At 39.3% G+C, this 13,043-nt stretch carries 16 protein-coding genes; 15 read left to right on the top strand and 1 reads right to left on the bottom strand.

From position 1 onward, the window contains the following. Nucleotides 1-160: 160 nt before the first annotated feature. The 6 genes from O3652_RS04265 to O3652_RS04240 all read left to right on the top strand — a co-directional run bounded on the left by O3652_RS04265 (nucleotide 161) and on the right by O3652_RS04240 (nucleotide 3,988). Nucleotides 161-1,027 (top strand): ATP-binding cassette domain-containing protein, encoded by an 867-nt coding sequence (locus O3652_RS04265; RefSeq protein WP_371590100.1) that lies wholly within the window; start codon nucleotides 161-163, stop codon nucleotides 1,025-1,027. Further along, complete coding sequence (locus O3652_RS04260) at nucleotides 1,027-1,869, top strand: ABC transporter permease (RefSeq protein WP_084943272.1); 843 nt, start codon at nucleotides 1,027-1,029, stop codon at nucleotides 1,867-1,869. The genes O3652_RS04265 and O3652_RS04260 overlap by 1 nt, the downstream gene beginning before the upstream one ends. An 18-nt stretch (nucleotides 1,870-1,887) precedes the next feature. Beyond that, nucleotides 1,888-2,343, top strand: coding sequence for a LytTR family DNA-binding domain-containing protein (locus O3652_RS04255; protein WP_125412427.1), 456 nt, complete (start codon nucleotides 1,888-1,890; stop codon nucleotides 2,341-2,343). Between the two features lie 9 nt (nucleotides 2,344-2,352). Beyond that, nucleotides 2,353-2,772 (top strand): DUF3021 domain-containing protein, encoded by a 420-nt coding sequence (locus O3652_RS04250; RefSeq protein WP_125412425.1) that lies wholly within the window; start codon nucleotides 2,353-2,355, stop codon nucleotides 2,770-2,772. 92 nt (nucleotides 2,773-2,864) lie between these two features. Beyond that, nucleotides 2,865-3,560: a GNAT family N-acetyltransferase gene (locus tag O3652_RS04245; protein ID WP_125412423.1), complete on the top strand. Its 696-nt coding sequence runs from the start codon at nucleotides 2,865-2,867 to the stop codon at nucleotides 3,558-3,560. Between the two features lie 11 nt (nucleotides 3,561-3,571). Continuing rightward, nucleotides 3,572-3,988, top strand: a complete 417-nt coding sequence (locus tag O3652_RS04240) for a GNAT family N-acetyltransferase (RefSeq protein ID WP_125412421.1) — start codon at nucleotides 3,572-3,574, stop codon at nucleotides 3,986-3,988. A gap of 493 nt (nucleotides 3,989-4,481) precedes the next feature. Here the strand turns inward: O3652_RS04240 and O3652_RS04235 are convergent, their stop codons facing one another. Next, complete coding sequence (locus O3652_RS04235) at nucleotides 4,482-5,360, bottom strand: AraC family transcriptional regulator (protein ID WP_125412419.1); 879 nt, start codon at nucleotides 5,358-5,360, stop codon at nucleotides 4,482-4,484. Nucleotides 5,361-5,737: 377 nt separating this feature from the next. On the opposite strand from O3652_RS04235, the gene O3652_RS04230 reads away from it, so the two are divergent. The 9 genes from O3652_RS04230 (at nucleotide 5,738) to O3652_RS04190 (ending at nucleotide 13,041) form a co-directional block, all read left to right on the top strand. Then, nucleotides 5,738-6,052, top strand: coding sequence for a YdcP family protein (locus O3652_RS04230; RefSeq protein WP_000420682.1), 315 nt, complete (start codon nucleotides 5,738-5,740; stop codon nucleotides 6,050-6,052). Between the two features lie 15 nt (nucleotides 6,053-6,067). Continuing rightward, nucleotides 6,068-6,454, top strand: coding sequence for a YdcP family protein (locus O3652_RS04225; RefSeq protein WP_000985015.1), 387 nt, complete (start codon nucleotides 6,068-6,070; stop codon nucleotides 6,452-6,454). A gap of 28 nt (nucleotides 6,455-6,482) precedes the next feature. Continuing rightward, complete coding sequence (locus O3652_RS04220; protein ID WP_000813488.1) at nucleotides 6,483-7,868, top strand: FtsK/SpoIIIE domain-containing protein; 1,386 nt, start codon at nucleotides 6,483-6,485, stop codon at nucleotides 7,866-7,868. A 2-nt stretch (nucleotides 7,869-7,870) separates the two neighbouring features. After that, complete coding sequence (locus O3652_RS04215) at nucleotides 7,871-8,023, top strand: hypothetical protein (protein WP_000879507.1); 153 nt, start codon at nucleotides 7,871-7,873, stop codon at nucleotides 8,021-8,023. A 22-nt stretch (nucleotides 8,024-8,045) separates the two neighbouring features. Beyond that, nucleotides 8,046-9,251 (top strand): MobT family relaxase, encoded by a 1,206-nt coding sequence (gene mobT, locus O3652_RS04210; protein WP_000398284.1) that lies wholly within the window; start codon nucleotides 8,046-8,048, stop codon nucleotides 9,249-9,251. A gap of 42 nt (nucleotides 9,252-9,293) precedes the next feature. Continuing rightward, a complete protein-coding gene (locus O3652_RS04205) occupies nucleotides 9,294-9,515 on the top strand; it encodes a hypothetical protein (protein ID WP_001009056.1) in 222 nt (73 codons plus the stop codon). 116 nt (nucleotides 9,516-9,631) lie between these two features. Beyond that, nucleotides 9,632-10,129: an antirestriction protein ArdA gene (locus O3652_RS04200; RefSeq protein WP_000342539.1), complete on the top strand. Its 498-nt coding sequence runs from the start codon at nucleotides 9,632-9,634 to the stop codon at nucleotides 10,127-10,129. Nucleotides 10,130-10,217: 88 nt separating this feature from the next. Further along, entirely contained in the window at nucleotides 10,218-10,610 is a 393-nt protein-coding gene (locus tag O3652_RS04195; protein ID WP_000723888.1) for a conjugal transfer protein, read from the top strand. Next, nucleotides 10,594-13,041 (top strand): ATP-binding protein, encoded by a 2,448-nt coding sequence (locus O3652_RS04190; protein WP_000331160.1) that lies wholly within the window; start codon nucleotides 10,594-10,596, stop codon nucleotides 13,039-13,041. The genes O3652_RS04195 and O3652_RS04190 overlap by 17 nt, the downstream gene beginning before the upstream one ends. The last annotated feature ends 2 nt before the right edge of the window (nucleotides 13,042-13,043 follow it).

Here is a 13,043-nt window from a genome sequence, read left to right as displayed (position 1 = left end):
TCTAGTGATTCGATGGTAGAAAAACGGTTGCAGCCTGCACCACTTTAATTTAACCCCCATTATTTTACCACTTGGCCTTTCATTTTAACTGCTTATCTCAAAAGTCGATTTTTCTTTCATTCTTTTTGTTAAACTAGTGTGGTTAAGAGGAGGAAAAAATATGATTTTACAAACTAAACATTTGACTAAACGGTACGGCAATCATATGGCTGTCAATGATATTCAGTTAGAGTTTGAAAAAGGAAGTTTCAATGCTATTTTGGGACCCAATGGTGCAGGGAAATCAACCACCATTTCCATGTTAATCGGTTTGAAAAAGCCGACACAAGGTCAGATTCGATATGCGCCAAATACGAAAATCGGAGTGGTTTTTCAAGCCAGTGTACTGGATGAGATGTTGACGGTTAGGGAAAATCTCACGATTCGTGCTCAACAGTATAAGGAGATTGCAGCAAGTCGTGTGGATGATTTGATTCATCAACTGGGTTTGACTGCTTTCCAGAAACAACTCTATGGGACCTTGTCAGGTGGGCAAAAACGTCGGGTTGATATTGCGCGTGCTCTTCTTTCGCGACCAGATATTCTTTTCTTGGATGAACCAACGACAGGTCTTGATATTCAAACTCGCAAATCCATCTGGGATCTACTGTATCTACTACAAAAGGATGAAGGGATGACTATTATCTTAACGACTCATTATCTGGATGAAGCGGATGAAGCGGATCAGATCTATATCGTTGATCATGGGAAAGTGATTGCGCAAGGTTCTGCGACTGCTATTAAAAGTCAGTATGCATCTAATATCCTAAAAATTCGTTTTAAAGAAATGAAGGATTTAGAAAAGCTGCTACAGACTGGAATGACAGTAGAGGAAGAAAATGAGTTGGAATATCTTTTTTATCCAAGGACGTCACAGGAGGCCATTGAATATTTGGCAAAAGTTCGAGAAGAAATTGATTCTTTTGAGTTTCGCCCAGGTACTATGGATGATGCCTTTATTGCACTTACAGGAAGAGAGGTTCGCTAATGATAGCTTTATTGAAACGGAATTTTATCTTATATTTTCGTAATCGTTCGGGAGTATTTTTCTCATTATTGGGGGCATTGATTTCCTTCCTCCTTTATATCATTTTTTTGCAGAAGAATTTGACGGATTCTTGGTCCCAACTCCCTAATAGTACGAACCTTTTAAATAACTGGCTGATGGGTGGGACGTTGGCTGTGACTGGGATGACAACCAGTTTTACAGCTCTTAAACAAATGGTTCAGGACCGCGAAAATCAAGTGGATCAAGATCTCTTCTTGACAGATTTAGGTAACTGGGGCTTACAGGCGTCCTATCTAATCAGTAGTATTGTCATTTCTTTTGTCATGCAGGTGTTTATGTATGCTGTTATGAGTTTTTATTTTAAAGAGAGCCCAGTTATCAGCCATTTACCGGAAATTGCTTTGATTATGTTGTTAAGCAGTCTGATTTCAAGTTTGGTAAATGTTCTCTTGATTTACCGTTTTCAATCTGTAGATAGCCTTGGTAAACTAGCAACGATAGTGGGAACTGCTTCTGGATTTTTAGTAGGAACTTATATCCCCATTGGAGTATTACCTGATTCTGCACAGCTTTTCATGAAATGTACCCCTGCAACTTATATTGCTTCTCTCTATCGACAAGTCTTGATGAAAGAGCGGTTAGAGACCGCATTTTCAGGAAATAACAGTCTGTTACAGGAATTTCAAGAAAAAATGGGAATCCAAATCAACTGGCAAGAACTATTGACAAAGGAAGAAACATACTTTATAGTGGTTATTATCAGTCTCGTCGCTATTCTTCTTTGGATGTTATTTGTTAAAGTGTTTAGCAAGAGAAAATAAAGATGTATTGGAGAGAAAATGAAGATTCATTTTGAAATGAAGACAGAGTTTTCAGAAAAAGACCCACACATTTTAATTCAGGCAGCTCAGTTAACCGACCAAGCAAGAGAGGTCATGGAGTATTTAGAACAATTTTCAACGACCAATCAGGTGGTCATTCCTATTCGAACGGATGATCATCTGGTTATGGTGAAAATTGAGGATCTTATTCTAGCAGATATCGATAAGAATTTGTTGACCATTTATACGGTAGACGGGATTTATAAAACTAAGGAAACATTGACAAACTTTCAGAATCGGATTAACCGGCGTAACTTTATACAGATATCGCGTCATTCAGTTATAAACATTGACCATTTAGAGTCATTATCGGATAGCTTTTCAGGGAACATGATGGCTAAGATGACTCGGGGTCTCAAATCGAGTGTGAGTCGGAAATACGTTAAGTCCTTAATGGATTATCTAGGTTTATAGGAGAAAATCATGAAGCGATTGATTGCTTATTTTGTATCGGGAATGCGTACGGCCTCCTTTGTTTATTTGAGTTTGGTGTTATTGGCTCAGTTTTATTCAGGTATTACCTATCCTGCACCAACGACAAAAAATATTCTAGCTTTGTTTTTGATGAGTGGAATTATGGGGGCATTGACCTTAATCCTTGAAAGGCTAGAGTTTCTTGCTTATAGTATGCGTGTAGGAGTTCATTTGTTAGCGACAGCTACTATTTTAGTATTGACCTACCTATTTTTTGGCTGGGGTTCGGCATTGTTGAGTCCCTTGCTGTGGTTCTTTTTCTTATTAATTTATGGACTGATATGGTTGTACCAGATCTGGCAAACTCACAAGCTCACCCAACGAATTAATCAAGCCTTAGAAGATAAAAGAAAGAAAACGAATCACTAATGTAGTGAGTGGATGAGGTTTGAGGAGAGTGCTAGTTTCCATATAGAGCAAATTATGATATAGTATTTTCAGCGTAAAACAAGGAGAAAACAATGCCAGTAAATGAATATGGTCAGATAATTGGTGAGTCAATGGAAGGTTATACACCAGGTGAATTGCCTTCCATTGATTTCTTAGAAGGGCGCTACGCTCGGATAGAGGCTCTTTCGGTGGAAAAGCATGCTGAGGATTTGCTAGCTGTTTATGGTCCAAATACACCTCGGGAGATGTGGACCTACCTCTTTCAGGAACCAGTGGCAGATATGGAGGAACTGGTTAGCCTTTTAAATCAGATGTTAGCTCGTAAGGATCGCTTTTACTATGCAATCATAGATAAGGCAACTGATAAGGTCTTGGGAACTTTTTCTCTCATGCGCATTGACCAGAATAACCGAGTAATAGAAGTGGGAGCTGTCACTTTTTCTCCAGAACTCAGGGGAACACGGATAGGGACAGAAGCCCAGTATCTCCTGGCACGGTATGTTTTTGAGGAGCTTAACTATCGTCGCTACGAGTGGAAATGTGATGCTCTAAATCTCCCATCCAGACGAGCTGCGGAGCGTTTGGGCTTTGTTTATGAAGGAACCTTCCGCCAGGCAGTTGTTTATAAGGGGCGCACGAGGGATACGGATTGGTTGTCTATGATTGATAAGGACTGGCCTCAAGTCAAAGCTCGTTTAGAAACATGGTTGGCTCCTGAAAATTTTGATAAAAATGGACGGCAGTACAAGAGCTTGAGAGAATTCTGAGAGGTATTGAGATGATGACTATTAGAAGGCAAGAAATTGTCAAGCTAGAGGATGTTTTGCATCTCTATCAGGCAGTTGGATGGACAAATTATACACATCAACCTCAGATGTTGGAGAAAGCTCTGTCTCACTCACTAGCGATTTATTTGGCACTTGATGGTGATGCCGTGGTAGGCTTGGTCCGTTTGGTCGGAGATGGTTTTTCATCGATTTTTGTCCAGGATTTGATCGTTTTGCCTAGCTATCAGCGCCAAGGGATTGGTAGCGACTTGATGAAAGAGGCTTTAGGTGATTACAAAGATGCCTATCAAGTCCAACTAGTGACCGAACAGACAGAAAAAAACTTGGGATTCTATCGATCTCTGGGATTTGAAACCTTATCTACTTATGATTGTACAGGAATGATTTGGGTGGATCGAAAAAGATAAAAAAATTATTTTTTCTTAAGTAAAGTTTAAGTATCCTCTTGTATCATATAGTTATTAAATAAAGACCTCCTAATACTCTTCGAAAATCTCACCATACTTCGTTAGAGTCGACTTAGCTAACTATAGTTACGCTTGCGTCTATCTGCCTAGTCTGATTTCGATTTTCATTGAGTACCCTTTATTTAATGAAATCCCAAACTTTTCTTTTTCATCATAATCTCCTAAAGAAGTCACCCAATCAGGTGGCTTTTTATGACTTGGAGAGGAAAAATCCATTTGTAAAAAAATTTTTTAAAAAATGATAAATCAGAGAAAAAGTTAAGTTAGCTTTAAGATTCATCTTGTATCATATAATCATTAAATAAAGACCTCCTAACTTTATTTAATGAAATCCTAAACTTTTCTTTTTCATAATAATCTCCCTAAAGAGGCCACCCAATCAGGTGGCTTTTTTGTTTGAAAAAACTCCTTAGAAAAGACTAAGGAGAAAGAATTATGTTTTCTTTTTTAGTTGTTGATTTCGATACTGTCTAGGTGTTAGGTAATAGTGCTGCTTAAATTGACGGTTGAAGTTTGAAAGGTTGGTGAAACCGACCTGGCTTGCAATTTCTTGAATGCTGAGGTTGGTTTGGACGAGTTTCTCACAGGATTTCTCAAGACGTAACTGGAGCAGGTAGTCCATACAACTGGCTCCAGTATGTTGCTTGAAAATACTCATAAAGTGATTTTTACTATATCCAAATGTTGCAGCCAGTTGCTCAATATGAATGGGTTCTGAGTAATGCTGTTCAAGGTAGCAAATCACTTCTTTTAGTTTTTGGTATTTTTGGTAGGTATCATCTGTATAGTGTCGATGGACGTATCTATACTTAAAGAGAAGATGAAGCAATTCGTATAGTTTAGATTTTATGAGTAGGTCGTAGTATATGCCTTTTTCTTCAAGGATAGAAAAGAGGGAAAGAAGGCAGGATTGAATTTGATCATAGGCCTTATCGCCTGGTGATATTTGAGGAGTGAGGCAAAAGTGACCAGAGTGGAGGGGTTGGATATAGCGTTGGCTAAAGCTGTCAATTTGACTTCTACCAAGATAATCTAGATGAATCCGAAAGCTGGTAGAAAATAGTTCTTGATCTTTGTGAGAATAGATAGCATGGAGAGAGGTCGGTTGGATAAGAAAAATATCTCCTTTACGACTTTCAAAGCGTTCTGAGTTGATATGAACGATGGCAGAACCCTTTGTAACATAAATAATCTCTAGCTCAGGATGACAATGATAGATTGTGTCAGGAGATGTTTTGGATAAGATTTGTTTTTCAAAATCATATGGGAAGTCAGATGGGTTATCTCGTAAGAAACGTGAACGGTCTGCCATGGTAAATCCTCCCAATATTCTATTACTACTTTTATTCAAAGAAAAATAGCATAAAAATCTAGTTATCCGCATAAAAACTGGACTTATCACACTTTATCAAGGTCAAAACCACTCAATTTACTACTAATTTACTACTTATGAATGAGCTTTGATACGACGATTTATCCTTGAAAAGTGAAGATATAAAGATACTTCCAATAAAATTTGAATATTTAATAGGTAGACACTTCAAAAAATGAGGTGTCTATTTTTTTACCCGATTTTGAAAGGAAGTGAACTTATGAAAACAAAAAATCAAGAATCAAAAGGTCGTTCCCCACTCTTTAAGACCATCAAACATTCATTCAGCCAATAAAAAAGAAAGGATAGGTAAAAATATGGAACTTAAATTTGTGATTCCCAACATGGAAAAAACATTCGGCAATTTAGAATTTGCTGGCGAGGATAAAGTCGTTCAGCGAAGAATCAACGGACGGCTAACTGTCTTATCAAGAAGCTATAATCTCTATTCTGATGTTCAAAGAGCAGATGATATTGTGGTGGTGCTTCCTGCTGAAGCTGGCGAAAAACATTTCGGCTTTGAGGAACGTGTGAAGTTAGTCAATCCACGTATTACCGCAGAGGGCTACAAAATCGGCACTCGTGGTTTTACAAATTACCTTTTACATGCTGACGACATGATAAAAGAATAAAGAAAGAGAGGAAAAATGATGAGATTAGCAAATGGCATTGTATTAGATAAAGACACGACTTTTGGAGAATTGAAATTCTCTGCTCTACGTCGTGAAGTGAGAATCCAAAATGAAGACGGGTCGGTTTCAGATGAAATCAAGGAACGTACCTATGACTTAAAATCCAAAGGACAAGGACGCATGATTCAAGTAAGTATTCCTGCCAGCGTGCCTTTGAAAGAGTTTGATTATAACGCACGGGTGGAACTTATCAATCCCATTGCGGACACCGTTGCTACTGCCACCTATCAAGGAGCAGATGTTGACTGGTATATCAAGGCAGACGATATTGTGCTGACAAAGGATTCTAGTTCATTCAAAGCTCAACCACAAGCAAAGAAAGAACCGACACAAGACAAATAGTCGCTAGGTAGAAAGGAGACTTTTTCGCATGAAACAGCGTGGTAAAAGGATTCGCCCATCTGGTAAAGATTTAGTCTTTCATTTTACGATAGCGTCACTCCTGCCTGTTTTCCTGCTGGTTGTCGGACTGTTTCATGTGAAGACAATCCAGCAGATCAACTGGCAGGATTTTAACCTATCACAAGCAGATAAGATTGACATTCCCTATTTAATTATCAGTTTCAGTGTCGCAATTCTTATCTGCTTGCTGGTAGCGTTTGTATTCAAACGGGTTCGCTATGATACGGTTAAACAACTTTACCACCGTCAAAAACTGGCAAAGATGATACTTGAAAACAAGTGGTATGAATCTGAACAGGTCAAAACAGAGGGTTTCTTTAAAGATAGTGCTGGTCGTACAAAGGAAAAGATAACCTACTTCCCTAAAATGTATTATCGACTTAAAAATGGCTTGATACAGATACGGGTGGAAATCACGCTGGGAAAATATCAAGACCAACTCTTACACTTGGAAAAGAAATTAGAGAGTGGCTTGTACTGTGAGCTGACGGATAAAGAGTTAAAGGATTCCTATGTGGAATATACTTTGCTCTATGACACCATAGCCAGTCGTATTTCTATTGATGAAGTAGAAGCTAAAGATGGTAAACTTCGCTTAATGAAAAACGTATGGTGGGAATATGATAAGCTCCCTCATATGTTGATTGCTGGTGGTACAGGTGGCGGTAAAACTTACTTTATACTGACACTGATTGAAGCCTTGCTTCATACAGATTCAAAACTGTATATTCTTGACCCGAAAAATGCTGACCTTGCGGACTTAGGTTCTGTGATGGCAAATGTCTACTATAGAAAAGAAGACTTGCTTTCTTGCATTGAAACATTCTATGAAGAAATGATGAAACGTAGTGAGGAAATGAAGCAGATGAAGAACTATAAGACTGGCAAAAATTATGCTTACTTAGGTCTCCCGGCACACTTCTTAATCTTTGATGAATACGTCGCTTTCATGGAAATGCTGGGAACAAAAGAAAACACCGCAGTTATGAATAAGCTGAAACAGATTGTCATGTTAGGTCGTCAAGCTGGCTTCTTTCTAATACTGGCTTGTCAACGTCCAGACGCAAAATATTTAGGCGACGGAATCCGTGATCAGTTTAATTTCAGAGTGGCTTTAGGTCGTATGTCTGAAATGGGCTATGGCATGATGTTTGGCAGTGACGTACAAAAGGATTTCTTCTTAAAGCGAATCAAAGGTCGTGGCTATGTTGATGTAGGAACAAGTGTCATATCAGAGTTTTATACTCCCCTTGTACCAAAAGGATATGATTTCTTGGAGGAAATTAAAAAGTTATCCAACAGCAGACAGTCCACGCAGGCGACGTGCGAAGCGGAAGTCGCAGGTGTGGACTGATCTTGCTGGCTGGTGTGGCAATAGCCACGCCAGCACTTAACCCCCCGTATCTAACAGGGGGGTACAAATCGACAGGAAACAGTCAAAAAAACATTAGAAAATCCTTTGGTTACAAGGGATTTACAAAATTTCAGCGTATGTCAAATGGGCTTTAAAAGTTGACATACGCCTTTTTGATTGGAGGGATTTTTACTGAATGAACAAACTTGGTTACAGCATTTAAAAGAAAAACGCTTGGCTTATGGACTATCTCAAAACCGTTTAGCTGTTGCGACTGGTATTACAAGGCAGTATCTAAGCGATATTGAAACAGGAAAAGTCAAGCCATCAGAGGATTTACAGCAGTCCCTTTGGGAAGCTCTGGAACGCTTCAATCCCGACGCTCCCCTTGAAATGCTGTTTGATTATGTAAGGATTCGCTTTCCGACAACAGACGTACAGCAGGTGGTCGAAAACATCTTACAACTGAAACTGTCCTATTTTCTTCATGAGGACTATGGTTTCTATTCTTATTCAGAGCATTATGCTTTAGGCGACATATTCGTCCTTTGCTCCCATGAACTGGACAAAGGAGTTCTGGTGGAATTGAAAGGTCGTGGGTGCAGACAATTTGAAAGCTATCTTCTGGCACAACAAAGAAGCTGGTATGAGTTCTTTATGGACGTTTTGGTGGCTGGCGGTGTGATGAAACGCCTTGACCTTGCCATTAACGATAAGACAGGGATTTTGAATATCCCTGTACTCACTGAAAAGTGCCAACAGGAAGAATGTATCTCCGTCTTCCGCAGTTTTAAAAGCTATCGCAGTGGCGAACTGGTACGCAAAGAGGAAAAGGAATGTATGGGAAACACCCTCTATATCGGTTCATTACAAAGTGAAGTTTATTTCTGTATCTATGAAAAGGACTACGAGCAGTACAAGAAAAATGATATTCCCATTGAAGACGCAGAAGTAAAAAACCGTTTTGAGATTCGATTGAAAAATGAGCGTGCCTATTATGCAGTCCGTGATTTACTCGTCTATGACAATCCAGAGCATACCGCCTTTAAAATTATCAATCGGTATATCCGTTTTGTAGATAAAGACGATTCCAAACCTCGTTCTGATTGGAAACTGAATGAAGAATGGGCTTGGTTTATTGGGAACAATCGTGAACGATTAAAACTAACCACAAAACCAGAGCCTTACTCCTTCCAAAGGACGCTGAACTGGCTATCTCATCAAGTTGCCCCGACCTTAAAGGTTGCGATTAAACTTGATGAAATCAACCAGACGCAGGTTGTAAAAGACATTCTCGACCATGCGAAACTGACAGACCGACACAAGCAGATTTTGAAGCAACAGTCAGTAAAAGAACAGGACGTGATAACAACAAAAAAATAACTCAAATACAAATTCATTGAATATAGAGAGGAGAACATTTTTATGAATTTTGGACAAAACCTTTATAACTGGTTTCTATCAAACGCTCAATCACTGGTGCTTTTAGCAATCGTTGTGATTGGCTTGTATCTTGGCTTCAAGCGTGAGTTTAGCAAACTGATTGGCTTTTTAATTATTGCGATTATTGCGGTTGGCTTAGTCTTCAACGCTGCTGGAGTAAAAGACATTTTACTAGAGCTATTCAATCGCATTATTGGTGCTTAAATAAAACCGTTCTTTTGTGGAATATAAGTGGTTTTCTTATGTTCCGCAAAGGAATGGTACACCAAACGAAGTGCGGTAGGGATTTTTGAATCTCTACAAAGAAAGGACGTGAATATATGGACGATATGCAAGTCTATATTGCGAATTTAGGCAAATACAATGAGGGCGAATTGGTCGGTGCGTGGTTTACCTTTCCCATTGACTTTGAGGAAGTCAAAGAGAAAATCGGCTTGAATGATGAATATGAGGAATACGCCATTCATGACTACGAGTTACCCTTTACGGTTGACGAATACACTTCCATTGGCGAACTCAATCGACTATGGGAAATGGTATCGGAATTACCCGAAGAATTACAATCGGAGCTATCTGCTCTGCTCACTCATTTTTCAAGCATTGAAGAACTAAGCGAACATCAAGAGGATATTATCATTCATTCCGATTGTGATGATATGTATGACGTGGCACGCTACTACATTGAAGAAACGGGTGCTTTAGGCGAAGTACCAGCTAGTCTTCAAAACTATATTGATTATCAAGCCTATGGTCGGGATTTAGACCTTTCAGGAACGTTTATCTCAACCAATCATGGGATTTTTGAAATCGTCTATTAAATCTGTCGGTACATTACTACTGGCAGATTTTCTATTTTACGGGGTGGCTCAATCAGCTACCCCTATTTTTTATGAAAGGATTGATTACATGAAGAAAATACGAAGCTATACCAGTATCTGGTCTGTGGAAAAGGTACTGTATTCTATCAATGATTTTAGACTTCCGTTTCCCATAACTTTTACGCAAATGACATGGTTTGTCGTGTCACTCTTTGCAGTGATGATACTTGGCAACTTGCCCCCTCTTTCCATGATAGAGGGAGCATTTCTCAAATACTTTGGGATTCCTGTGGCTTTCACATGGTTTATGTCTACAAAAACTTTTGATGGTAAAAAGCCTTATGGATTTTTGAAGTCTGTCATTGCTTATGCACTGCGACCAAAGCTGACCTATGCAGGAAAAAAAGTAACGCTTGGCAGAAACCAGCCACAAGAAGCCATTACAGCAGTTAGGAGTGAATTTTATGGCATATCCAATTAAATACATTGAAAACAATCTCGTCTGGAATAAAGACGGGGAATGTTATGCTTACTATGAGCTTGTTCCTTACAATTACTCATTTCTAAGTCCAGAACAGAAAATACAAGTGCATGATTCTTTCAGACAGCTTATCGCACAAAATCGTGATGGCAAAATTCATGCTTTACAAATCAGTACAGAATCCAGCATACGTTCTGCACAAGAGCGTTCCAAAAATGAAGTCACTGGCAAGCTCAAAGCGGTTGCCTATGACAAAATCGACCAACAGACAGACGCTTTAATATCCATGATTGGCGAAAATCAAGTGAACTACCGTTTCTTTATCGGCTTTAAGTTGCTTCTCAACGATCAGGAGTTTTCTATGAAAAGTCTTACCGTTGAAGCAAAAAATGCTTTGTCTGATTTTGTCTATGATGTGAACCATAAGCTGATGGGCGATTTTGTTAGTATGAGTAATGATGAAATCCTGCGTTTTCAGAAGATGGAAAAGCTCTTAGAAAATAAAATCTCTCGTCGTTTCAAAATCCGCAGGTTAGATAAGGACGACTTCGGCTATCTGATTGAACACCTTTACGGACAGACAGGCACTGCCTATGAAGAGTATGAGTACCATCTATCAAAGAAAAAGCTGGATAATGAAACGCTGATTAAATACTATGACTTGATTAAGCCTACTCGCTGTTTGGTGGAAGAAAAACAGCGATATTTGAAAATCCAGCAGGAAGATGAAACCGTCTATGTAGCTTACTTTACCATTAACAGCATTGTCGGAGAACTGGACTTCCCGTCCTCTGAAATCTTCTACTACCAGCAACAGCAATTTACATTCCCGATTGATACGTCAATGAATGTGGAAATTGTAGCGAATCGTAAAGCCCTATCTACTGTCCGCAATAAAAAGAAAGAACTGAAAGACTTGGATAACCACGCTTGGCAAAGTGATAATGAAACCAGCTCCAATGTGGCGGAAGCTCTGGAAAGTGTGAATGAGCTGGAAACCAATTTAGACCAAAGCAAGGAATCTATGTACAAGCTGTCTTATGTGGTAAGGGTATCAGCAAATGATCTTGACGAACTCAAACGTCGTTGTAATGAAGTGAAAGATTTTTATGACGATTTAAGCGTAAAACTGGTACGACCATTTGGGGATATGCTCGGCTTACATGAAGAATTTTTACCTGCCAGCAAGCGTTATATGAATGATTATATTCAATACGTGACCTCTGATTTCCTCGCTGGTTTAGGTTTTGGTGCTACTCAAATGCTGGGGGAAAATGAGGGGATTTATGTTGGCTACAGCTTAGATACTGGACGCAATGTCTATCTGAAACCTGCTCTTGCCAGTCAAGGGGTTAAGGGTTCAGTAACCAATGCGTTAGCGTCGGCTTTTGTTGGTTCGCTGGGTGGTGGTAAATCCTTTGCGAATAACCTTATCGTCTATTATGCGGTGCTTTATGGGGCACAAGCAGTGATTGTAGACCCAAAAGCAGAACGTGGCAGATGGAAAGAAACCTTGCCAGAGATTTCCCATGAAATCAATATCGTCACTCTGACTTCTGATGAGAAAAACAAAGGCTTACTTGACCCTTATGTGATTATGAAAAATCCCAAAGATTCTGAATCACTGGCTATTGATATTCTGACATTCCTTACGGGGATTTCCTCTCGTGATGGGGAACGCTTCCCAATCCTTAGAAAAGCCATTCGTGCAGTAACCAATAGTGAAGTACGAGGGTTGATGAAAGTGATTGAGGAATTACGGGTTGAGAATACGCCACTAAGTACCAGTATAGCCGACCATATCGAAAGTTTTACAGACTATGACTTTGCACATTTATTATTCAGTAATGGTTATGTGGAGCAGTCTATCAGCTTAGAAAAACAACTGAACATTATACAGGTTGCGGACTTGGTACTTCCCGACAAGGAAACTTCCTTTGAGGAATATACCACTATGGAGCTTTTATCCGTTGCTATGCTGATTGTCATTAGTACCTTTGCTTTAGACTTTATCCATACAGACCGAAGCATTTTCAAGATTGTAGATTTAGACGAAGCATGGAGCTTTTTACAGGTAGCACAAGGAAAAACACTATCTATGAAGCTGGTTCGGGCTGGTCGTGCTATGAACGCTGGGGTATATTTCGTGACCCAAAATACAGACGACCTCTTAGATGAAAAACTGAAAAATAACCTCGGCTTAAAATTTGCATTTCGTTCCACTGACCTTAACGAGATTAAAAAGACCTTAGCCTTTTTTGGTGTAGACCCAGAGGACGAAAACAATCAGAAGCGATTGCGTGATTTGGAAAACGGGCAATGCCTTATCAGTGATTTATATGGTCGTGTCGGTGTGATACAGTTCCACCCTGTATTTGAAGAACTGCTCCATGCCTTTGATACCAGACCACCTGTGCGAAAAGAGGTGTAAAT

Origin of the sequence: Streptococcus sp. 27098_8_23 (assembly GCF_041432195.1) — a bacterium.
Lineage (GTDB): Bacteria > Bacillota > Bacilli > Lactobacillales > Streptococcaceae > Streptococcus.
The sequence above is the reverse complement of the archived record's forward strand: the minus strand, read 5'-3'. Positions and strand labels throughout refer to the sequence as shown.

Excerpts from the sequence above, each read along its gene's own strand:
- O3652_RS04265 (WP_371590100.1), top strand. The coding sequence starts at position 161 with ATGATTTTACAAACTAAACATTTGACTAAACGGTACGGCAATCATATG.
- O3652_RS04260 (WP_084943272.1), top strand. The coding sequence starts at position 1,027 with ATGATAGCTTTATTGAAACGGAATTTTATCTTATATTTTCGTAATCGT.
- O3652_RS04255 (WP_125412427.1), top strand. The coding sequence starts at position 1,888 with ATGAAGATTCATTTTGAAATGAAGACAGAGTTTTCAGAAAAAGACCCA.
- O3652_RS04250 (WP_125412425.1), top strand. The coding sequence starts at position 2,353 with ATGAAGCGATTGATTGCTTATTTTGTATCGGGAATGCGTACGGCCTCC.
- O3652_RS04245 (WP_125412423.1), top strand. The coding sequence starts at position 2,865 with ATGCCAGTAAATGAATATGGTCAGATAATTGGTGAGTCAATGGAAGGT.
- O3652_RS04240 (WP_125412421.1), top strand. The coding sequence starts at position 3,572 with ATGATGACTATTAGAAGGCAAGAAATTGTCAAGCTAGAGGATGTTTTG.
- O3652_RS04235 (WP_125412419.1), bottom strand. The coding sequence starts at position 5,360 with ATGGCAGACCGTTCACGTTTCTTACGAGATAACCCATCTGACTTCCCA.
- O3652_RS04230 (WP_000420682.1), top strand. The coding sequence starts at position 5,738 with ATGGAACTTAAATTTGTGATTCCCAACATGGAAAAAACATTCGGCAAT.
- O3652_RS04225 (WP_000985015.1), top strand. The coding sequence starts at position 6,068 with ATGATGAGATTAGCAAATGGCATTGTATTAGATAAAGACACGACTTTT.
- O3652_RS04220 (WP_000813488.1), top strand. The coding sequence starts at position 6,483 with ATGAAACAGCGTGGTAAAAGGATTCGCCCATCTGGTAAAGATTTAGTC.
- O3652_RS04205 (WP_001009056.1), top strand. The coding sequence starts at position 9,294 with ATGAATTTTGGACAAAACCTTTATAACTGGTTTCTATCAAACGCTCAA.
- O3652_RS04200 (WP_000342539.1), top strand. The coding sequence starts at position 9,632 with ATGGACGATATGCAAGTCTATATTGCGAATTTAGGCAAATACAATGAG.
- O3652_RS04195 (WP_000723888.1), top strand. The coding sequence starts at position 10,218 with ATGAAGAAAATACGAAGCTATACCAGTATCTGGTCTGTGGAAAAGGTA.
- O3652_RS04190 (WP_000331160.1), top strand. The coding sequence starts at position 10,594 with ATGGCATATCCAATTAAATACATTGAAAACAATCTCGTCTGGAATAAA.